General features: G+C 42.1%; 21 protein-coding genes. 11 read left to right on the top strand and 10 right to left on the bottom strand.

The annotated features are described in order from the left end of the window. Window positions 1-44 precede the first annotated feature (44 nt). Window positions 45-1,763, bottom strand: a complete 1,719-nt coding sequence (ggt, locus tag ACP14Y_RS05065) for a gamma-glutamyltransferase (protein ID WP_424961882.1) — start codon at window positions 1,761-1,763, stop codon at window positions 45-47. A gap of 235 nt (window positions 1,764-1,998) precedes the next feature. Between ggt and ACP14Y_RS05060 the strand changes: the two genes are divergently transcribed. From ACP14Y_RS05060 to ACP14Y_RS05050, 3 genes are read left to right on the top strand one after another with little or no spacing between them, the layout of a single operon-like run. Further along, the gene (locus ACP14Y_RS05060; RefSeq protein WP_424961881.1) at window positions 1,999-2,799 is read left to right on the top strand and encodes a hypothetical protein; all 801 of its coding nucleotides are present in this window, start codon (window positions 1,999-2,001) and stop codon (window positions 2,797-2,799) included. A 46-nt stretch (window positions 2,800-2,845) separates the two neighbouring features. Then, window positions 2,846-4,003, top strand: coding sequence for a tetratricopeptide repeat protein (locus ACP14Y_RS05055; protein WP_424961880.1), 1,158 nt, complete (start codon window positions 2,846-2,848; stop codon window positions 4,001-4,003). A 25-nt stretch (window positions 4,004-4,028) separates the two neighbouring features. Next, complete coding sequence (locus tag ACP14Y_RS05050; protein ID WP_424961879.1) at window positions 4,029-5,081, top strand: amidohydrolase family protein; 1,053 nt, start codon at window positions 4,029-4,031, stop codon at window positions 5,079-5,081. Between the two features lie 323 nt (window positions 5,082-5,404). On the opposite strand, the gene ACP14Y_RS05045 is transcribed toward ACP14Y_RS05050, so the two are convergent. The 3 genes from ACP14Y_RS05045 to ACP14Y_RS05035 all read right to left on the bottom strand — a co-directional run bounded on the left by ACP14Y_RS05045 (window position 5,405) and on the right by ACP14Y_RS05035 (window position 7,109). Beyond that, window positions 5,405-5,869, bottom strand: a complete 465-nt coding sequence (locus ACP14Y_RS05045) for a nuclear transport factor 2 family protein (protein ID WP_424961878.1) — start codon at window positions 5,867-5,869, stop codon at window positions 5,405-5,407. Beyond that, window positions 5,866-6,561, bottom strand: a complete 696-nt coding sequence (locus ACP14Y_RS05040; RefSeq protein ID WP_424961877.1) for an SIR2 family NAD-dependent protein deacylase — start codon at window positions 6,559-6,561, stop codon at window positions 5,866-5,868. Before ACP14Y_RS05040 ends, ACP14Y_RS05045 begins: the two co-directional genes overlap by 4 nt. 68 nt (window positions 6,562-6,629) lie before the next feature. Continuing rightward, window positions 6,630-7,109 (bottom strand): hypothetical protein, encoded by a 480-nt coding sequence (locus ACP14Y_RS05035; RefSeq protein WP_424961876.1) that lies wholly within the window; start codon window positions 7,107-7,109, stop codon window positions 6,630-6,632. A gap of 242 nt (window positions 7,110-7,351) precedes the next feature. Between ACP14Y_RS05035 and ACP14Y_RS05030 the strand changes: the two genes are divergently transcribed. From ACP14Y_RS05030 to ACP14Y_RS05020, 3 genes are all read left to right on the top strand, one after another. After that, a complete protein-coding gene (locus ACP14Y_RS05030; RefSeq protein ID WP_424961875.1) occupies window positions 7,352-7,831 on the top strand; it encodes an outer membrane beta-barrel protein in 480 nt (159 codons plus the stop codon). A 161-nt stretch (window positions 7,832-7,992) separates the two neighbouring features. Further along, entirely contained in the window at window positions 7,993-8,538 is a 546-nt protein-coding gene (locus ACP14Y_RS05025; protein WP_424961874.1) for an outer membrane beta-barrel protein, read from the top strand. 147 nt (window positions 8,539-8,685) lie between these two features. After that, window positions 8,686-9,210 (top strand): hypothetical protein, encoded by a 525-nt coding sequence (locus ACP14Y_RS05020; protein ID WP_424961873.1) that lies wholly within the window; start codon window positions 8,686-8,688, stop codon window positions 9,208-9,210. Between the two features lie 54 nt (window positions 9,211-9,264). Here the strand turns inward: ACP14Y_RS05020 and rsmG are convergent, their stop codons facing one another. Genes rsmG through ACP14Y_RS05005 form a run of 3 tightly spaced genes read right to left on the bottom strand, consistent with a single transcriptional unit; the run spans window position 9,265 to window position 11,602 of the window. Then, on the bottom strand, window positions 9,265-9,885 hold the full coding sequence (gene rsmG / locus ACP14Y_RS05015) for a 16S rRNA (guanine(527)-N(7))-methyltransferase RsmG (RefSeq protein WP_424964424.1): 621 nt from the start codon (window positions 9,883-9,885) through the stop codon (window positions 9,265-9,267). Window positions 9,886-9,932: 47 nt separating this feature from the next. Beyond that, the gene (locus ACP14Y_RS05010) at window positions 9,933-10,544 is read right to left on the bottom strand and encodes an RNA polymerase sigma factor (RefSeq protein WP_089356963.1); all 612 of its coding nucleotides are present in this window, start codon (window positions 10,542-10,544) and stop codon (window positions 9,933-9,935) included. Further along, window positions 10,532-11,602: a glycosyltransferase gene (locus ACP14Y_RS05005; RefSeq protein ID WP_424961872.1), complete on the bottom strand. Its 1,071-nt coding sequence runs from the start codon at window positions 11,600-11,602 to the stop codon at window positions 10,532-10,534. Before ACP14Y_RS05005 ends, ACP14Y_RS05010 begins: the two co-directional genes overlap by 13 nt. A 67-nt stretch (window positions 11,603-11,669) precedes the next feature. Here ACP14Y_RS05005 and tgt point away from each other — a divergent pair, with 67 nt between their 5' ends. Genes tgt through ACP14Y_RS04980 form a run of 5 tightly spaced genes read left to right on the top strand, consistent with a single transcriptional unit; the run spans window position 11,670 to window position 16,297 of the window. After that, on the top strand, window positions 11,670-12,800 hold the full coding sequence (gene tgt / locus ACP14Y_RS05000; RefSeq protein ID WP_424961871.1) for a tRNA guanosine(34) transglycosylase Tgt: 1,131 nt from the start codon (window positions 11,670-11,672) through the stop codon (window positions 12,798-12,800). Between the two features lie 7 nt (window positions 12,801-12,807). Next, complete coding sequence (locus ACP14Y_RS04995) at window positions 12,808-13,899, top strand: LptF/LptG family permease (protein WP_424961870.1); 1,092 nt, start codon at window positions 12,808-12,810, stop codon at window positions 13,897-13,899. Then, window positions 13,896-14,807, top strand: a complete 912-nt coding sequence (locus ACP14Y_RS04990; protein WP_424961869.1) for a DMT family transporter — start codon at window positions 13,896-13,898, stop codon at window positions 14,805-14,807. Before ACP14Y_RS04995 ends, ACP14Y_RS04990 begins: the two co-directional genes overlap by 4 nt. A gap of 1 nt (window position 14,808) precedes the next feature. Beyond that, a complete protein-coding gene (locus tag ACP14Y_RS04985) occupies window positions 14,809-15,129 on the top strand; it encodes a heavy metal-binding domain-containing protein (RefSeq protein WP_424961868.1) in 321 nt (106 codons plus the stop codon). A 28-nt stretch (window positions 15,130-15,157) separates the two neighbouring features. Then, window positions 15,158-16,297: a serine hydrolase domain-containing protein gene (locus ACP14Y_RS04980; RefSeq protein ID WP_424961867.1), complete on the top strand. Its 1,140-nt coding sequence runs from the start codon at window positions 15,158-15,160 to the stop codon at window positions 16,295-16,297. On the opposite strand, the gene ACP14Y_RS04975 is transcribed toward ACP14Y_RS04980, so the two are convergent. The 3 genes from ACP14Y_RS04975 to ACP14Y_RS04965 all read right to left on the bottom strand — a co-directional run bounded on the left by ACP14Y_RS04975 (window position 16,294) and on the right by ACP14Y_RS04965 (window position 19,944). Then, a complete protein-coding gene (locus tag ACP14Y_RS04975) occupies window positions 16,294-17,250 on the bottom strand; it encodes an NAD(P)-dependent alcohol dehydrogenase (protein WP_424961866.1) in 957 nt (318 codons plus the stop codon). The two genes, ACP14Y_RS04980 and ACP14Y_RS04975, sit on opposite strands and share 4 nt — an antisense overlap. Window positions 17,251-17,308: 58 nt before the next feature. Next, complete coding sequence (locus ACP14Y_RS04970) at window positions 17,309-18,922, bottom strand: SulP family inorganic anion transporter (RefSeq protein WP_424961865.1); 1,614 nt, start codon at window positions 18,920-18,922, stop codon at window positions 17,309-17,311. Between the two features lie 62 nt (window positions 18,923-18,984). After that, window positions 18,985-19,944: an App1 family protein gene (locus tag ACP14Y_RS04965; RefSeq protein WP_424961864.1), complete on the bottom strand. Its 960-nt coding sequence runs from the start codon at window positions 19,942-19,944 to the stop codon at window positions 18,985-18,987. Window positions 19,945-19,976: the final 32 nt, after the last annotated feature.

Below are 19,976 nucleotides of genomic sequence, written 5' to 3'. Positions count from 1 at the left end.
GTGACTTATTTGACCTTGAAACTGCTTTTCATTTTTAAACCTTTCTAAAACCCCTCTGCATAACTATCTCCCCTGGTATAATCAGGGCCGCCCTCAAGTGTACCATCTGATCTGACCAAAATACAGTTCATGCGCCCCATCGCTTCTCTTGGCTCAATTTTGTGCCCCATCTTTTCCAGCTTACGCACTACTCGTGGATCCAACGGTCGTTCTTCAATTAGGATTCGATCAGGTAGCCATTGACTATGTACGCGTGTTGCGTTCACTGCATCCTGCATGCCCATTCCATGGTCAACCACATTCATGATTGCCTGAAAGACCGATGTGATAATGGTAGAGCCTCCCGGAGTTCCAAGCACCAATTTAAGTTCACCATCTTTTTCCACAATGGTGGGAGTCATACTACTTAACATTCTTTTACCAGGTTCGATTGCATTGGCTTCACCTCCCACTAGGCCAAATTGATTTGGAACACCCGGTTTTATACTAAAGTCATCCATGATATTATTCAGGAAAAAACCTGCACCTCTCACGTATACTTTGCTGCCAAAGAATGAGTTGAGTGTGGTGGTGATCGAAACAGCATTTCCCTCTGGGTCTATAATAGAGAAATGGGTGGTTTCAACGCTTTCAACATGTTCAACGCTTCCTTCCTTAATATCCTGTGAATCCGTCTTTTTTTTGAGTGAAATACTTGAAAAGCGTTCTTTATTGTAATCCGTGTCAAGCAGCATGTCCACTGGCACTTCATAAAAGTCAGGGTCTCCGAGATGAGTAGCTCTATCCGCATACACTCGTCTTTCCAGTTCGGTTTTCAGGTGGACGGTTTCGACGGTATTATGGCCCATCTCTTTGATGTTATATAATTCAGCACCTTGCAGGAGTTGAAGCAAAGCGATTCCTCCGCTAGAAGGAGGTGGCATAGAAATGACAGTATGCCCTCGGTAGCTCCCTGTAACAGGCGCTCGCCATTTTGAGGTATAATTTTTAAGGTCGTCTTCAGTAATCAAACCACCCCCTCTTTGCATTTCTTTGGCAATTTGATCAGCGACAATTCCTCCATAAAACCCGTCTCTACCTCGGTCCCTTATTTGTGTCAGGGTACTGGCCAGTTCTGTAAATTTCAGAGTATCTCCTGCACGCCATGGTTGATCCTTGACCAGAAAAAAATCTGGGCCGTTTACTTTGGCAAATGCATCTCTTTTTTCATTTAGTTCTTCAGCTTGATTTTGCGTGATTGTAAACCCAAAATAGGCCAGGTTGATAGCTGGCTGAATGAGTTCTCGAAGAGGTTTAGTTCCATGTTTTTCATGCAAACGAAGAATGCCATCAACAGAGCCGGGCACAGCCGCAGACTTGTGTCCTACGATACTCAAGTCATCAATCACATTTCCTTCTTCATCCAAATACATATCACGACTGGAAGCTTCAGGAGCGGTTTCACGGAAATCCAACGCAGCTGTGGTGCCATCGTTCATTCGGTACACGGCAAAACCACCCCCACCAATATTCCCAGCACGAGGGTACACCACCGCCAGGGCGAATTTGATAGCCAGTGCGGCATCAAAGGCATTCCCTCCGTTCTTTAATATGTCTATACCTATTTTAGTTGCCAGAGGATGGGCTGTGGAGATCATGGCCTTTTCTCCTAAGGGTCCAACTTCAGAAGGAAGAGGCTGGTACGCAGGTTGCGACTGGCATGCTATAAAGAGAAGCAGTAGCAAAGAATATTTAATGTATCGAAGAGGTAGTTTCTTTTTCATATCTGGCGAGCAAACTAATCAACGATCAAAACACAAAAAAATCAAACCATAGATTCGTTGTAAGTGAAGGTGTGGGCTTGGGCTTTATAAGTAGGTCGTATTCAGGACTTAGCAATTCCAAACGTTAACCTCTTCCTTAATGAAAAAATTTTGTTGTTACGGGTCGAATGCTTATCTTCAACAGCCCTAAGCGAAAATAGCTAATAAATCTACGAGAAATGATAACCAGCCGACCATGAAAGAATCACCTAGAACACCAATAGAAATTGAGATTCCGAAGGGGTATAGAAGATACAAATTGAAAGGTGTAGACAGAGAAATCATAGCGAAGAAAGGCGGTCCCACTGCACGGCAGATAAAAACGAAAGCATCATATAAAGAATTAAGAAACAATCAGAAGGAATTTGGAGTCGCATCCATGATGGCGAAGACTTTGCGCCAATCGCTTTCCAGTGGAATGTCCGAAATCTGTGAAACATATGTTTCTGGTAAGCTTACGGCACAGTTTCGAAACCTTGCTAAGATGGAAGAAGGACAGACTGGAACCCGACCACTGTTCCTCAGCAAGCACGGACACCTACTCAGCGGTTTTGAGTTTAATTCAAAAGCCCCTTATGAAAAGATTTTTGGTGCGAAGTATTTTGTTAAACCCGGCTCACAAAGAGGCCAGGTGATACTGCACTTTCCGGCCTTCATTCCGGAGAAGACATTTAAAAGTCCGAAAGGAGCTACGAACTTTAAAATTACTGCCAGGCTCATAGCCCTTTCAGATTACCAGTTTGATCAAAAGGCAGGTGGATATAAGCCTGTCAATAAGGATCTTCATGGTAAGTATGGTACATATGATAGCGCCATGCTCCCTTTGTTGAAAATTCCGACTGAGCCAATGACTGGAATGATCTCCATTGACAACCGGATTATTCCGGAAGGAACCGGATTATTCTTAGTGATGGCGATAAGCTTCTACAAAATGGAAAAGGGGAAGTTTGAGCACCTAAGCAAGGAGAGTAGCATGCAAATCCAGAAAGTGTTATAACCTATTTCTTCAAGGGTTCGTTTTCTTAGGTTGAAACCTTCAATCCATGCGACCCATTCTCTATTTCTCTTTTATTCTCCTTTACAGCTTTCTCTCGGCGCAGGATTATTACGATCAGGCCCGACAGCACTACAATGAGAGCAATCTGGATTCCGCCAGATACTACATCAATAAAAACCTGACCAAAAAGCCCTTGGCTGAGGACTATTTTTTGAGTGCCATGATCCACGAGGCAGAAAACAAAGATCTTCGTGCATTGGCAGATTATGAAGCAGTCATTCAGAAGGACCCAAACAATCTGGAGGCTTATTTTCAAAAAGGCCTCATTTATTACAATTCTGCAAGCACCGAAGAGGCAATAAAAGATTTCACCTATGTGATTGATAATCAGTCAGGGTCTGAGACTAAGGCAGTGTACTACGGAATTGATCCATCCGGAAGTCGGGGTACTTTTATTACAACGCTTCAATCTATGATTAGCAAGGTATACCAGTATCGTGCGATGGCTTATGAAAAAAATGGTGATTGGGATAAGGCAATTGATGATTTTACTACGGCATTTAAATACGATACAACTGCAGATGGTTACATCAATCGTTCACAGCTTTATGCTAAAATGGGCAGGAAAGGAGAGGCAATTTCAGACCTTAAAAGCGCTATTGAGTTAAGCCCGAAGAGCTACAGCGCTTGGTATAACCTGGCCATTCTAGACGAGTCAACGCAACTTCCGGAGGCTTTGATGAAGAACGATGAGTTTACTCCAATGCTTAATCTGGTAGGGGCAAATGCCTATGAAAGTGGGAATTATAGTTTATCCGCACAGTATCATACACGGGCCATTAAAGCAGATCCAAATGATGATTTGGCATACCTCAGTAGAGGAAAGGCATTGTTACGAACGGGTGCTTATGGTCAGGCCAGACAAGATTTTATTAAAGCAATGCAACTAGAATCAACCAGGACTGAAGCATTTTACCTGATCGGTAATTCATTTTTTCATGAGCAAAAATTTCAAGAGGCGGCAGGCTTTTATGAACGATACCTGTCTATTGACAGGGATTACAAAAATGTGTGGTTTAATGCTGCTATGGCCTATCTGAGTCTGAGTGAAGACAAAAAAGGCTGTGAATATTTGCGAAAGGCCGAGCAACTAGGAATGGATCAGGCAAAAAAAATGCTCGAGAAGCACTGTGGCAGCCAATAGGTAAATTTCTTTTTACCTTTGTCGTATGGCGAACAAAACAAGTTTGAAAATCGATATGCATACGCATATCCTCCCTCACAATATCCCAAATTTTGCAGAGAAATTCGGATATGGAGACTTTATCCATTTGCTTCATCACAAGCCCGAGGCGGCCCGAATGATGAAGGGGGATAAGTTCTTTCGAGAGATACAGTCAAACTGCTGGGACGAAAAATTGCGGATCGAAGAGTATAAGAAATTTGATACACAGGTGCAGGTGATTTGCACCATCCCGGTTATGTTCAGCTACTGGGCAGATGGTCACGATTGCCTTGACCTATCCATGTTTCTGAATGACCATATCGCTCAGGTTGTGGAAGAAAATCCTAAAAATTATATAGGACTGGGCACTGTTCCAATGCAGGATCCTGATCTGGCTATCAAAGAGTTGGAGCGGTTGAAAAAATTAGGGATTCCTGGTGTCCAGATAGGTTCCAATATCAACAATCATAATTTGAGTAAACCCCGATTCTTTGAGTTTTTCGAGGCTTGTGAGAGTCTTGGAATGGCCATTTTGGTACACCCTTGGGAGATGATGGGAAAAGAATACATGGAAAAATACTGGCTTCCATGGTTAGTGGGTATGCCAGCAGAAACGGCCAGAGCAGCCGCCTCTATGATTTTTGGCGGGGTATTCGAAAGATATCCGAAATTAAGAGTGTGTTTCGCTCATGCCGGAGGGTCGCTTTTGGCTACCATCGGGCGTTTAGAACATGGTTTTAATTGCCGACCTGACCTGGTTGCGGTGCACAATGATGTGAATCCTCGTGAGTACTTAGGCAAATTTTGGGTGGATAGTATCACGCATGATACTACTTATCTTCAGTATGTCATGGACCTCATTGGATCTGAAAAAGTGTGTCTGGGGTCTGATTATCCATTCCCGCTTGGTGATTTGGAAATAGGCAAGTTCATTGCCGAAATGGATTTACCTCAAAAAGACCTGGATAATATTTTCTTTCAGTCTACCCTTGATTGGTTAGGGTTGAGTGAGAGTAAAAATAAAGAGCTGCTCAAGGTATTGATGGAGGAGGGATAATTCTTGTTATCAAATCCATATCCCCTTGCGTAGCGACGTAGGAGCAAGACTTGGGGATCTAAAATCAGCTTAATTAACCTGAGTTCGAAGTAAGAAAATCAATTTTTTCTCAAAAATGACTCCTATAAATCTCCTCCTTGGAAGAGGTGGGTCAGACGTAAAAGCTGTCTTTTTTGAGTAAAAATTTATCAAAAGGAAAGGATTTTTTCAAAACCCACCGCTGCGGCTGACCGTCCCAACCCCTCCAAGTGGGGGAGTTAGGTGTTTCCTTTTGATTCTCATGTCGAACTGACGTTAAATTATACAGTTCTTTAATTTCGATCTTAATTTCCCTTCAAATATTTATCTAGTGACAATCTAGCCACTTTCCTTATCCGGCTCTTAAGGTAAGGGGACCAACCCATGAGTACACCGGTTAGCCCCAGGGCCATTTTAGACCAACGCCAGAAATCAAATTCATCGGTGTGTCTGATGATCAGCCCATCTTTGAATTCCATTGTGGCGTGAATGATATTATGAACAGGATTTCCCGTTTTTGAGAATTCATAGTCTGCCTCCCAAATACATTGTGCCATCTTATCATCTCCAATTACGGTGTGGTAGTCTATTTCCAGGTTGCCTTTTGAGCGTTTGATCAGCATTTCCCACATGGTCGTCACTTCATCGTACGTAAGATTTTTGAAAACGGGATCACTAAAGATTACATCCTTATGATAGCATGCAGCCATGGATTTTGCATCCAATCGCTGAAATGACTGATAAAATTTCTCAATGATGGTTTTGTTCATGCGTAGTGTTTAATCAGGTGTTCTTTAACTTTTGGCAGTCCGGTGCTGGCAGGTTCCTCATAAAGGTAGAAGTTATTTCCGTTTGCCGTGTCAGGAATTTTTGGGTCTATCACAAATTTTGGTACTTCTGATGAGATAAAATCTAACAAACCCGCCGCAGGGTATACAACGAGCGATGTTCCGGCTACTAAAAAAATATCTGCTGAGAGCGCTTCTTGCATGGCAGGTTCCATCATCGGCACTGGTTCGCCAAACCACACGATATGAGGCCGAAGTTGGGATCCTTTGGCGCATTTATCTCCCTCTTTCAGCTCCCAGCCATCCAGTTCATAGATGAGTTCCGGATCGAGTGTGCTACGAACTTTGCTTATTTCACCATGTAGATGGAGCACATTTGTGCTGCCGGCTTTTTCATGCAATGCATCAATATTTTGAGTGATTACAACCACATTAAAGTGCTCCTCCAGCTCAGCAAGTGCAAAGTGTCCTGGATTTGGCACTACGGATAATGCCTGTTTTCTTCTCTGATTATAAAACTCCAACACCAAGGCTCGATCTTTCCTCCATGCTTCAGGAGTGGCAACTTTGGTTACATCATGCCCTTCCCACAATCCTCCAGAATCCCGAAAAGTCTTGAGTCCGCTTTCTGCGCTGATACCAGCACCGGTGAGTATAGCTATTTTCTTTTTCATAAATCCACAAAAAAAGCTTCCGATTTGGAAGCTTTAAGTTAATGAGATTTAAGGGTGTTTTTATAACACTAGAAAGTGTATACCACGCCACCCTTCATATTAAATCCAAAAGGATCGTTTGCTCCATCTGGCTTAGCCATATTGTAATTTAAGGCTGCAGAGGCACCCAGGTTACCAGAAAGTGGGAAAATAGCCCCTGCCCCCAGACTCAAACCTAAGGTGCTATCCACGTCACCTCCAAGGCTTGTCAGGCCAGCAGATCCATACACCTGGGTATTATCTGTAACGAAATAGTATCGATAATCTATACCAAGCACATTCGTGGTAAAGCTATCTTTGGTGTAAGAGTAGTACTCCAGTGATCCGGACATAGCTGATTTGAATACATATTCAAAATTAGCTCCAAACCCTAGCGTTCCATCACCTCCAAATGGGGAAAAACCAAATCCTAGCCCAGCTCCGGCTCGAACTTCTCCCTGACTTTGAGCAAATGTGGTTACTGAAAACAATATGAGGATTAATCCAAGAAGTTTTGTTTTGATTTTCATGTTTGATGAGTATTTAAATGATTGAATTAATTGATGTTTAAACTTAACCAAAGTATGTCTCAATTGGGATAAAAAAAGATCTGTGAAAAAGATTTTTTTAGGGTAAAATCTAACTATTTGATACTGAGGTGCATATTCGGCTATTTACATAAGCGGCTAAAATACCCCCCTGAGGGTATTTTAAACTTCACTACGTATCGCTATATTGCATCCATTGTACAACCAAATTATTTATTAATCCTATGAAAAAATTATTACTAACAGCTGCTCTTGTAGCAGTAATCGGATTTTCTGCTAATGCGCAGGAGGCTGGAGACATGAGTATCAATGCAGGTATTGGTATCGCTACTGGAGCCTTCGGTGGAGATGAAAGCACCACTGGTTTTGGTGGTGGTTTTGAGTATGTGTTCGCTGATGCTATGTCTGGTACGGTTGAGTACTACTCTTACTCAAAGGACAGCTTCACAACTAGTGTTCTTGGAGTTGACTTCAAATATTATTTTATGACTGAAGACTTCAAAGCATTTGGTAAAGCTGGTCTTACTAGCCTAGGGGGTGATGTTGACAGTACAATTGGAGTTAACCTAGGAGTAGGTGGTATCTATGGAATCTCTGATCAGTTTGGAATCGGAGCTGGTATTGATTATAACCTAGCTAAGCCTGATGGAGCAGATGACCCATTCGGCTTGATAATAAAAGCAGGTCTTTCATACATGTTTTAAAAGCAATGTAATTTGATATTTTAAACCTCGGCTTTTTAGTCGGGGTTTTTTAATGTCTTTTTGCTTGATTATGGAGATTTTAAAATACCCTTATAAAGGTATTTTTCCAATTAATGTGAATGTCTATATTGCAAACTAATTAACAATCAAAATATACTGGTATGAAAAAAATTACTATCCTAACATTATTCGCTGCATTCCTTTTGGTAGGTATTTCAGCAAACGCACAAGAACAAGGTGAAATCAGAGTTGGTGCTGGATTGGCATTAGGTACAAAAGCAGCTATTGATGATGATGGAAGCGAGAAAATGGGTATTGGTATTAACATTGGTGGTGAATATTTCGTTACAGATGTGATTAGCGTGGCACCTTCTTATACTTTTTTCTTTAAGTCTGAAATAGAGCAATCAGGTCAGTCCGTTTCTATTCAATATGGATCACTAAATATTGATGGGAGATATTATTTCGGTGATGGTATGTTCTACGGATTAGCTGGTCTTTCTTTTGCGAGTGGCAAATCTGAATTTGACTTTGGTTCGTTTGGTGGTTCTGGATCAGAAACAGATAGTGAAGTTGGATTAAACATCGGTGGTGGAGTAATGTATCCACTGAGTGATGGAATGTTCCTTAATGGTCAAGTTAAGTACAATACCCCAATTGAGCAACTTGTTATCAATGCTGGAGTGGCATTCACAATTGGTGGATAATATTGATGTCGACTAATAAAGTTGAACCCTTCCAATTTGGAAGGGTTTTTGTTTTTAAGGGCTCACCAAAAATAATACCCGATTGATGAGCTTATAACTCACCGCTGAAAGCGTAAATTACACCTATTGTGTAATCGTAAAACAGCAATGAAAAAAGTATGGCTTATCGCTACTTTGGTAGCGATTTTCGGGTGTGCCAATGCACAAACCGATCGGGGTAAATGGCTCATTGGAGCCTCTTCAAGTTTGGGATATTCGTCAACAAGTTATGATGAGCCCGGACTCGATAAAACGACTTCTTTTAACATAGAAGGAGTGGCAGGCTATTTTGTAATAGATAACCTCGCAGCAGGATTAAACATTGGTTACGATAAGGAAAAACAAGGGGACGATGGAAACACTACAACCTTGATTGGTCCTTTTGTCAGGTATTATGCGAATGGAATCTTCTTCTTAGGCGCATCGTATTCCTCAGCCAGTCGTGAAGATGTATTTGCAAGAGCTGCAGACAAATTTAGTTTCCGGGTATTGGCATTTGAAGCAGGATATCCTATATGGATTATTGATCAGCTTGCTATTGAGCCCACCTTAAACTACGGAATAGCTACAGGAGATGAAATTGTAAAGAGTAAAACATTTGGATTAAGTCTGGGGCTCAACGTGTATTTGTGAGATCTCCATTAACGTCAAAGATTAACCCTCCGGATGGAGGGTTTTTTGTTTTAATCAAACTGGAACGTAAATAATTTTCTTCGTCTCAAAAAACTCCTCTGAGAAATAATCAGATAAGTTTTTCTCTACATACCCTCGTCCAAATTTTTTCATTTCCTGTTCTAAGTCTCCTCCTTTGAGTAAGATCATACCATTGTCCAGCTCATTTCGCTGGTCTTTGCTCACTTTTTGGTGTACCCAGTTAAAAAGTTGTTTGGTTTGAGCTACAGCTCTGGAAACCACAAAATCATAGGTTCCCTTCACTTTTTCCATGCGTTGGTGTTCTGCGGTGAGGTTTTCTAACCCAATGGCTCGGGCAACTTCATTTACCACGGTAATTTTCTTTCCTATGGAATCCACTAGATGGAAGTGACAGTCAGGGAATAGTATTGCTAGCGGAATTCCGGGGAATCCACCCCCCGTCCCAACATCCAGGATCTTTGAATCGGTGGAGAACGAGGTAAACTTCGCAATTGCCAAACTATGAAGTACATGCCTCTCATGTAGTTGATCTATGTCTTTTCTACTTACTAAATTGATTTTGGCATTCCAGTCTTGATAGAGCGGGAGAAGCTGCTCAATCTGGCTTTTTTGCTGATCAGTGAGGTCAGGAAAATACTTTAATATGATATTGATTTTACTCACGAGGGTTTATTCCCCTCCTTGGAGGGGTTAGGGGTGGGTTAAATATGCTTTTTCTTATCCTTCACAAGCTCGTACATAAGTTCACGAGCGCGATGTAATTGTGCTTTTACCGTTCCCAGAGGTGCCTCCAATTCTTTGGCAATTTCATCATACGATAGTTCATCAAAGTACCGAAGCTTCACCAGTCGCTGGTATTTCGCAGGGAGTTTATCCACAAACATTCTAACCAACTCGATCTTTTGATCCTTGATGGTCTCCTGATCCGGAGTAAGATTTTTGTCCTGAACATCAATATTTACAGACTCTCCACTATCATCCGTGAAGGTGCTATTCAAGCTGAAGGTATTCAGTTTCTTTTTTCTAATAAAATCGATTGCATTGTTCGTTGCTATACGAAAAAGCCAGGTACTGAAAGTATAGTCCTTTTTAAACCTGCCTAAATTCTTAAACGCTTTAGCAAATGCCTCTATCGTCAAATCCTCTGCATCGTCCACATTTCTGACCATTTTCAGGATCATATGGTACACAGGCTTTTTGTATCGCTGCATCAGCTCTGCATAGGCTGCCTGATCCTTGCCCTCAGTGGCAAGGTCTATAAGCTTGAAATCCCGCAATGCCTTATCAGAAAACTGACGATTTAGTTCTTCCATGGAATGTCCTTTACGAGTTTTGACCACAATGCAATCACCGGAGTGAGCACTGCGTATAGCATGTCAACGAGCGGAAGCAACATATAGTTGATGTGCGTTCCAATTTTACTCGCGGCAAATCTATAACTCACTAATTTAATAAATAGGTAAAAAAGGAGCATCGGCCAGAAAAATAACTGGGATGTATTTAAGAAGAGTAAAAGGAGAAAGCCGAAATGGGTAGTGTGTAACATGGTTAGAAACAGCAGATCTCGGTCTTTATATTTAGATCCAATCGAAAGATGTCTAAGTTTTTGCAGGAAATAAGCTTTCCACGTGCTTTTAGGGTATGTCCAAATCAACGCATCATTTCCTAAAACAATTCTTGTATTCGATTTATTTGCGTATTGTTGGATAAATAAATCATCATCTCCCCCTTGAATTGATTTTATTGATTCATATCCGCCCATCCGATTAAAGAATGCCTTATTGATCATCATGTTTCTGCCTACTCCCATATATGGCTTATTAGATATGGCACGGCTGACATATAGAAAGGCAGTCATAAATGCTTCAAAGCTGATGTATTGAAAAAGGAAAGAATTTCCAGATGTATAGGGTGATACTCCCAGGACAATCTGTGTTTCATTATCAATTTGTTGCGACATCATTCTAAGCCATTTTTTTGAAGATGGATATCCATCAGCATCTGTAAAAACCAACCATTCACCCGTTGCATGCTTGATTGCTTCTGTTAAAACATATTTTTTCGCATTCCAATCTGAAGGTATTTTATCTATTTTCAAGGAATTAACCCTGTCTAGACCAATTAAATAGGACTGACTATCATCAGTAGTTCTGTCTAGTGCTACAATGATCTCGAAATCCAGATACTTTTGACTTTGCAGCGCTGGAATAAGCTTTTTAAGATTCTCAGCTTCGTTATGAGCCGCAATTATTACGCTTAGTTTAGGTCTATTCGGGTTTTTTAATGATTTGAAATTTCTAAAAGCTACTGACAGGTAGATGGTCAAAACCAGGTGAAGCCCTCCAAAAGCAAGCCATAATCCAAAAATCATAGTGTGAAGTAAATGAAAGCATGTGTTAAAATGAATGCACCACTTTAAAAGTTATTTTTGCGCCCCAATGCAATTTGACTTACAACATACTGATAGTAAATCTGCTGCGCGTGCAGGTACGCTGAAAACCGATCATGGTGAGATTCAAACACCCATTTTTATGCCAGTTGGTACGGCGGGAACAGTCAAGGCGGTTCATCAGCGTGAACTAAAGGAGGACATCAAGGCGCAGATCATTTTGGGCAACACGTATCACCTGTACATGAGGCCTGGTTTAGAAGTGATAGAGCAGGCAGGTGGATTGCATAAATTCAATGGCTGGGATCGTCCCATTCTTACGGATAGTGGTGGATATCAGGTGTACTCACTGGCTGATAATCGAAAGATTGTAGAGGAGGGTGTGCATTTTCAGTCTCACAAGGATGGAAGTAAGCATTTCTTTACTCCTGAGTCGATCATGGACATCCAGCGTACAATAGGTGCAGACATTATTATGGCATTTGATGAGTGTACTCCATATCCATGTGAGTATGATTATGCGGAACGATCCATGCATATGACCCATCGCTGGCTAGATCGGTGTATTAAGAGATTTGATGAGACAGAGGGCAAATATGGCTACAGTCAGACATTGTTTCCAATCGTGCAAGGGAGCGTTTACAAAGACTTACGCACACAGTCAGCAGAATACATTGCCAACACCAATCGTGAAGGAAATGCAATTGGAGGGCTTTCCGTAGGGGAGCCGGCTGAAGATATGTATGAAATGACTGATCATGTGTGTGGTATCCTACCGAAAGAAAAGCCAAGATACCTAATGGGAGTGGGCACTCCTGCTAATATTTTGGAGTGTGTTGCACTCGGCGTGGATATGTTTGATTGTGTGATGCCTACGAGAAATGCCAGAAATGGAATGCTGTTCACCACTCAGGGGATCATCAATATCCGAAATGAAAAATGGAAGGACGATTTTTCCCCTATCGATCCTGAACTGGGTGGGTACACAAGTACTTTTTATTCGAAAAGCTATCTGCGCCATTTGATCACAAGTAATGAAATTCTTGGCGCACAAATTGCAAGCATTCAGAACCTCACATTTTACCTATGGTTGGTAGGGGAGGCTCGTAAGCAAATCTTAAATGATACCTTCGCTAGCTGGAAAGAGCAGATGGTAAAGAAAGTGAGTCAAAGACTTTGATCGGCATATGAAATTAAAGAAACTTGATTGGTACATACTTAAGAAGATTCTGGCGGCCTTCGTCTTTGTGGTGGTATCTCTGGAGCTGATTATTTGTGTGCTGGACTGGGTAGATAAAAACGATGACTTCATAGAAAATGAAGTGCCAGGTCACCTGATCAGGCAGTACTTTCTTACGTTCATTCCCTGGATAGCAGGCTTGCTTACACCCATAACGGTGTTTATAGCTACTGTTTTTACCACGGCTAAGATGGCATCCAAATCAGAAATAGTGGCAATCCTCGCCAGCGGTGTAAGTTTTCGTAGAATGCTGATTCCTTACTTAATGGCCGCTACCTTGATTGCTGGTGCTAGTTTTTATTTGAACAGCTATGTGATTCCTGATGCCAATAAGTTCAGGATCGCTTTTGAACTGGAATACCTAAAAGATCCTTTCTACAATACGGACAAACACATTCACTTGAAAATAGCCGAAAGGGACAGCCTGGAGGACTACATCTATCTCTATCGGTATGATGTAAGAAGAGATATTGGCTCCTCCGTTTCGCTAGAGAAAATGAATGGAACGAAGCTGGTGGACAAAATAAATGCCCGACAACTTCAATGGGTAGATAGCACCAAAAGATGGAAGCTGAAACGGTGGCAAAGAAGACAAATCCTGGAAGATAGTGAAGTCATCACCGAAGGGAAGGAGCTGGATACCCTGCTGAACTTGTATCCCAGTGATTTTGGTAACAAGGATCGAATGTGGGAAACCATGACAATGGGAGAGCTCAATGATTACATCCGGCTGCAGAAATCCAGAGGAGCCGATGATGTGCATATCTTCCAGGTGGAGGAATATATTCGTTACATGTCTCCATTCGCCGTTTTCATACTCATGGCTATTGGCGTAATCGTTTCTGCAAGGAAAACACGACAAGGAACAGGATTCCAGATTGCTTTAGGATTTGTGATAGCATTTGCATTTATCATCACCTTTGTGCTTGCTCGAGCGATTGCTGAAGCGAACTCCATGAATACCATTTTAGCTATTTGGATACCAAATATCATTTTTGGAGGTGTAGCAATGCTCCTGTATAAAACTGTACCTCGATGATGCAGGAGCGTAAAGATTACCTCACCCTGCACTTCATTGTGTTGATATGGGGCTTTACTGCCATTTTGGGTCTATTGATTGATATCCCATCCGTTGAGGTGGTGTTCTTTCGAACCCTTATCGCAGCAATTGGGCTTTTCGTATTGTTGAAATTGTGGAAACGATCGTTGAAGATCAATTCACGAAAACATTTGCTACAGATATTGGGTACAGGGTCATTAATTGCCTTACACTGGATATTGTTCTTCTTATCTGCGCGAATTTCCAATGCATCGGTTTGTCTGGCAGGGATGGCAACATGCTCCTTGTGGACAAGTTTAATTGAACCTTTATCCCAGGGACGAAAGATCAAAAGATTTGAGGTGATGCTCAGCATTATCGCGTTTATAGGAATTGCAGTGATATTCAATGTGGAATTTGATTATTTGGCAGGTCTCCTCACTGCGGTTCTTTCTGCCTTCATAGCGTCAGTATTTACTGTAATTAATGGCCGACTGACGAAAACGTATGATCCCTATGTGATCACCTATTATGAAATGGTAGGTGCATGCCTTTCTATTGCAGCATTTTTCCCAATCTATTCTATCTACTTTGTGGAAAGTCTTTCGTTGGCACCTTCCCTCTCGGATTGGTTTTATTTAAGTATGCTGGCGATCGTATGTACGGTGTATGCTTATTCAGTTTCTGTGGAATTGATGAAGCGACTATCCGCATTTTCGATCAATTTGGTAGTGAATTTGGAGCCTGTCTATGGGATTATCCTGGCATTGATTATTTTCGGTGATAGCGAAGAGATGAGCCCGGGATTTTATGGAGGAACTCTTTTGATCCTAACCTCGGTATTACTCTATCCGTTATTGAATCGGCGCTACAAGAAAAAGGCGCTATCAACCGATATAATCAGATAATATGCTTTTAACAACAACGAACAATGTGGAGGGAAAAACCATTTCCACATACTATGGATTGGTTACCGGAGAAGCCATCATTGGGGCCAATATTTTCAAAGATATTTTTGCTTCCATTACGGATGTAGTGGGAGGAAGATCAGGAGCTTATGAAAAGTCACTCAAGGATGCCAAAAACATTGCCGTCCAGGAGATGATTGAGGCTGCTACCGTTTTGGGGGCCAATGCAATAATAGCTATTGACCTTGACTATGAAACCATGGGCAAAGATGGAGGAATGATGATGGTAAGTGCCAGTGGCACGGCGGTGAAGCTTGACTAGAGCCTAAGACATTTTGTATCTTGCCTACATGGCAAGAAAAAATATATTTTTCCTTGCGCTGAGCATTACTCTTTCGCTCAGCGCTCAATATTATCCATCCAAAAACAACTGGGATAGAAAGAAGCCAAACGCAGTTGGTATCTCGCAATCTTCCATTGATGAGGCGATTCAGTTTGCTCTGGGAAATGAATATGGTGGCCAAAAAGATCTTCGGCTGGCAATTTTAGAAAGTTTTAGTCGGGAGCCTTATCACAAACTACAGGGACCTACCAAAGAAAGAGGCGGGCCGGCAGGAATGATCATTAAAGATGGCTATGTGATAGGCGAATGGGGAGATATCAGGCGTGTTGATATGACCTTTAGTGTAACTAAAAGCTACCTATCAACCACTGCAGGTCTTGCTTTTGATGATGGTTTGATTCGATCTATACAGGATAAGGTAAATGAATACGTGTGGGATGAGACGTTTGCTGGAAAACATAATTCAAAAATTACGTGGGAGCATCTACTGCAGCAAACGTCCGATTGGTCGGGTGCACTGTTTGGTCTGTATGATTGGGCAGACAGGCCATCTCGAGATGGGAAGTTCGATGATTGGAGATATCGAGAACTGAAAGAGCCGGGCTCTAGCTATAAATACAATGATGTTCGAGTAAATGTCCTTTCCTATTCCCTTCTAAATGTCTGGCGAAAAACATTGCCTCAGGTGCTAAAAGAGCGAATCATGGATCCAATCGGGGCAAGCACGACATGGAGATGGTATGGCTATGAAGACTCCTGGATCACACTTGATGGTCAACATATGCAGGTAGTGAGTGGAGGAGGGCATCATGGAGGGGGAGTTTTTATTAGCACTGAAGATCATGCAAGGTTTGGATTATTGTTTTCACGATCAGGAAAATGGAACGATCAGCAATTGGTCTCAGAGGAATGGATAAAAATGATTCAGACGCCCGCCTCTGCATTCGAAAGTTATGGATATATGTGGTGGCTAAATAAAGGACCTAGAGCATGGGAGGGATTACCTGATCACCTTTTCTATGCTGCTGGTTTTGGTGGAAACTTTATTGTAGTTGACCAGGAAAAAGACCTGGTCATTGTCACAAGGTGGTTGGAGCCTTCAAAGATCGGAGAACTTGTCTCTATCATTTATGAAGGGGTGGATTAATTGATGGAAACGATCACTTTTCCGTGATGTTTTCCTTCTCCAAAATGCTGAATGGCCCATGGAGTTTTCTCAAGTGGATAGGGGCCATCAATGACAGGCTTGATTTTACCTGACTCGTATAACTCTTGAATTTTATCCAGATCTTTGTTGGCATCAAGAGGCAACACGTAAACAGGTTTTTTCAATATTTTCTGTGCAAAAAACACCTGCAGAAGTCTCCCCAATACTCCACCAACTGTTACATACCTGCCGTCCGTATTCAGGACCTTCATATAGGCTTTAGGAGCACGGGTAGTTTTAGCATCCAAAATCAGATCGTATTTTTCGTCACGTTTCGTAAAGTCTTCTTCTTTGTAATCAATGACTTGATCAAAACCACGTTCTTTCATGGTCAGCAACTTATCCCCGGTATCTACACCCGTCACTGTGCAATTGTAAGTTTTTGCGATTTGGAACCCGATCATTCCAACTCCGCCTCCGGCTCCATTAATCAGTACATTCATCCCATCTTTGATTTCACCGAGATCTACCATCCCCTGCCAGGCCAAATTAGCCGCATGAGATAGGGCTGCAGCATTTTCAAAGGACATGTTTTTTGGCTTTTTGACCAGTGCTTTTTCATTAATGCAGATGTATTCGGCAAAGCTTCCAAAACCATACCTGGAGATGTCACCATACACTTCATCCCCGCCAGTGAAATTTTTCACACCAACGCCACAAGCTTCTACCACCCCGGACAGCTCCATACCAGGTATTGGATTTTTGGGTTTAAATAGGCCGAATAAAAGACGGTAAAGAGTGGGCTTGCCCGTCACCATGCTCCAGTCATAATCGTTTACTGCACTGCAGTGAACCTTAACCATTACCTCTTTTTCCTTTGGGATTGGTTTTTCTATTACTTTGATTTTGAGTTGGGAAGTCGGGCCATAAGATTCACAGACGATCGCTTTCATGATTGGTGATTAAGATGGTGAAGTTAAGACGTTTGGCGGTAGCGCATTGTTACACTGTCTAAACTTCCTGATCCATCAAATCGGTCACCACATGGTAGCGAGGATCATCAATGGAGGAGACAATCATATGCTCGAACTCTGGACTTGCTTTGTGAAGGAGCGTTTTACATTCAGGGCTTAAGTGAACTAGTCTGAGTTGTTTCCCATAGTCCTTATATTTCTTTTCCAAAGCATAGATCGCCTCTATTCCGGAGTGGTCGCTTACACGTGATTCCAAAAAGTCCAGTTCTACTTTCTCGGGATCATTGGTCGGGTCAAATTTGGAATTGAATGACTGAACAGAACCGAAGAATAGCGGTCCCCAAATTTCATACACTTTAGTACCATCATCCTTAATGGATTTTCTGGCACGAATACGCGTGGCATTTTCCCATGCGAATACTAATGCAGACATGATCACTCCAACAATCACCGCGATAGCGAGATCTTGCCAGACAGTAATGGCAGACACAGTCACTAAAATGATTGCATCAGCAAGCGGAATCTTGTTAATGATTCGGAAGCTACTCCAGGCAAATGTTCCGATGACCACCATGAACATTACACCTACAAGTGCTGCGATAGGGATTTGTTCGATCAACGGAGCTGCAAATAAAATAAAGCAAAGCAGCGCGATTGCTGCAGTAATGCCTGAAAGGCGACCTCTACCGCCAGAGTTGACATTGATGATGGATTGACCGATCATCGCGCATCCGCCCATGCCTCCAAACAGGCCATTCAATATATTGGCTCCTCCCTGGGCTACACACTCACGATTTCCACTTCCACGTGTTTCAGTCATATCGTCGATGAGGTTTAGTGTCATAAGAGATTCAATTAGACCAACAGCCGCCAAAAGAAAAGCGGTGGAGAAGATCAATCCCCAATGCCCTTGTAGGGTGTCAAGCAATCCAAATATCTGGAACTGAAGAACGGGCAAACTTCCCTCCAGGCCGTTTCCACCTCCTTCACGGATGAATGACCCTACAGTACTTACATCTAATCCGCCAAAAATGGTGATACATGCAACTACTACAATGCCCATCAATGCGGATGGAATCTTTTTAGTCAGTTTTGGAAGGAAATACATGATCGCCATGGTGAGTCCTGCCAGTCCAAGCATGATATAAAGATCTTCTCCAGACTTCCACTGGTAGGCTCCATTAATTTTCTCTTTGAATAAGCCCAGCTGGGAAAGAAAGATGACGATTGCAAGCCCATTTACAAATCCCATCATCACCGGGTGAGGGATGAGTCGAACAAATTTTCCAAGACGAAAGACGCCTGCGGTAATTTGGATTACTCCCACAAATAATAGCGTGATAAACAACCATTGTAGTCCAAGGTTTTCAACCGGATTGGATAATGACGTTCCTACTTCATTTCCTTTCTGGATCATGTGCACCATTACGACAGCCATTGCGCCGGTAGCTCCGGAGATCATGCCCGGACGCCCTCCAAACATGGAAGTAACGATTCCCATCATAAATGCGCCATACAGGCCGACCATCGGATCGATACCTGCTACAAAAGCAAATGCTACCGCCTCAGGCACTAGAGCAAGTGCTACCGTCAGGCCGGAAAGGATGTCGTTTTTTGGATTAAAGGTGAAGTTCCGGAATATTCTTTGCATGTCGATCTAAAATGAGCGCGCAAAGATAAAATATTCGGAGAGGGCATGTAAGGATGATCCGATTATTTCTCTGATATCAGACCAATTGATTGTGCGTGTCGATAAGCTTCATCTGTGTGTTCGACCATTCTAATTGAAACACCAATACCGTTGACTTTATTTTCGATTTCATTGTCGAGTTTCTTGCTCCGAATAGTCCGGATATAAATAGCCTTTATCCGACCCGGATATTGCCTCACTATTTCAGCATAGATTTCAGGATCACGCTGACCACTGTCTCCAATCAGAACAAAAGATTGGTTAGGGTAAAATTCCATTAAAGCTTCAATTTTTTCCTGTTTGTGCATGTGTGTGCCTCCACCTGATTTTATTAGCTCTTTCAGTCCACTTTTAAATCGCTGCAAGAGGAAAGGCCCTTTCGGTAATTCTCTGGTCTCAAAAAAATCGACCAGAAAATCGTACAAATTCCATTCGCTGCTACTGACATAAAAAATCGGATTTGCAGAATCATTACCTACAAGGGCGCAATAGAAATCCTTTACACCGGGAAATGGTAAACGCGTTTTTGCATTCTTAGTCAGAATCAACCTAAGTTTTCGTAGTAGTTGGGTGGCATGGGATATTAATACTGTATCATCAATGTCTGATATTACGCCGTAACCAGTATTTTGATCTGTGATCAACACCTCACCGTTTACTTTACAATCAGCAATGGTGTATGTAATTTGATGCCAGCCCGGTTTTAGGGGGTGAATAAGGTCAATTTGCGCTTGAAAAAAACCCAGTTCATCTGTGGTCACGTTCCGGTTCTGATCATGAAAATGAATGCCAACCTCCACTTCAGGAAGTGAAGTACTCATGTATCTGGCGATCATGTTTCTGAAATTTTTACGCTTCTTGTCGTCTACATCAGCCAGAAAGTCCGGACGATTTTCTAATACATGTCCTGATACAACAATCTCCGATTTGTTTCCATAACCCCGATAAGGCACGATAGTGGGTGGCCGAATAATTCCCAGCATTTTTTTCAGCCAGAGGAAAAAACGTATGCGGA

The organism is Ekhidna sp. (assembly GCF_965247405.1).
GTDB lineage: Bacteria > Bacteroidota > Bacteroidia > Cytophagales > Cyclobacteriaceae > Ekhidna.
The sequence above is the reverse complement of the archived record's forward strand: the minus strand, read 5'-3'. Positions and strand labels throughout refer to the sequence as shown.

Bases quoted from the DNA above. Each gene is read 5' to 3' on its own strand.
- ggt (WP_424961882.1), bottom strand. From the start codon at position 1,763: ATGAAAAAGAAACTACCTCTTCGATACATTAAATATTCTTTGCTACTG.
- ACP14Y_RS05060 (WP_424961881.1), top strand. From the start codon at position 1,999: ATGAAAGAATCACCTAGAACACCAATAGAAATTGAGATTCCGAAGGGG.
- ACP14Y_RS05055 (WP_424961880.1), top strand. From the start codon at position 2,846: ATGCGACCCATTCTCTATTTCTCTTTTATTCTCCTTTACAGCTTTCTC.
- ACP14Y_RS05050 (WP_424961879.1), top strand. From the start codon at position 4,029: ATGGCGAACAAAACAAGTTTGAAAATCGATATGCATACGCATATCCTC.
- ACP14Y_RS05045 (WP_424961878.1), bottom strand. From the start codon at position 5,869: ATGAACAAAACCATCATTGAGAAATTTTATCAGTCATTTCAGCGATTG.
- ACP14Y_RS05040 (WP_424961877.1), bottom strand. From the start codon at position 6,561: ATGAAAAAGAAAATAGCTATACTCACCGGTGCTGGTATCAGCGCAGAA.
- ACP14Y_RS05035 (WP_424961876.1), bottom strand. From the start codon at position 7,109: ATGAAAATCAAAACAAAACTTCTTGGATTAATCCTCATATTGTTTTCA.
- ACP14Y_RS05030 (WP_424961875.1), top strand. From the start codon at position 7,352: ATGAAAAAATTATTACTAACAGCTGCTCTTGTAGCAGTAATCGGATTT.
- ACP14Y_RS05025 (WP_424961874.1), top strand. From the start codon at position 7,993: ATGAAAAAAATTACTATCCTAACATTATTCGCTGCATTCCTTTTGGTA.
- ACP14Y_RS05020 (WP_424961873.1), top strand. From the start codon at position 8,686: ATGAAAAAAGTATGGCTTATCGCTACTTTGGTAGCGATTTTCGGGTGT.
- ACP14Y_RS05010 (WP_089356963.1), bottom strand. From the start codon at position 10,544: ATGGAAGAACTAAATCGTCAGTTTTCTGATAAGGCATTGCGGGATTTC.
- ACP14Y_RS05005 (WP_424961872.1), bottom strand. From the start codon at position 11,602: ATGATTTTTGGATTATGGCTTGCTTTTGGAGGGCTTCACCTGGTTTTG.
- tgt (WP_424961871.1), top strand. From the start codon at position 11,670: ATGCAATTTGACTTACAACATACTGATAGTAAATCTGCTGCGCGTGCA.
- ACP14Y_RS04995 (WP_424961870.1), top strand. From the start codon at position 12,808: ATGAAATTAAAGAAACTTGATTGGTACATACTTAAGAAGATTCTGGCG.
- ACP14Y_RS04990 (WP_424961869.1), top strand. From the start codon at position 13,896: ATGATGCAGGAGCGTAAAGATTACCTCACCCTGCACTTCATTGTGTTG.
- ACP14Y_RS04985 (WP_424961868.1), top strand. From the start codon at position 14,809: ATGCTTTTAACAACAACGAACAATGTGGAGGGAAAAACCATTTCCACA.
- ACP14Y_RS04980 (WP_424961867.1), top strand. From the start codon at position 15,158: ATGGCAAGAAAAAATATATTTTTCCTTGCGCTGAGCATTACTCTTTCG.
- ACP14Y_RS04975 (WP_424961866.1), bottom strand. From the start codon at position 17,250: ATGAAAGCGATCGTCTGTGAATCTTATGGCCCGACTTCCCAACTCAAA.
- ACP14Y_RS04970 (WP_424961865.1), bottom strand. From the start codon at position 18,922: ATGCAAAGAATATTCCGGAACTTCACCTTTAATCCAAAAAACGACATC.
- ACP14Y_RS04965 (WP_424961864.1), bottom strand. From the start codon at position 19,944: ATGCTGGGAATTATTCGGCCACCCACTATCGTGCCTTATCGGGGTTAT.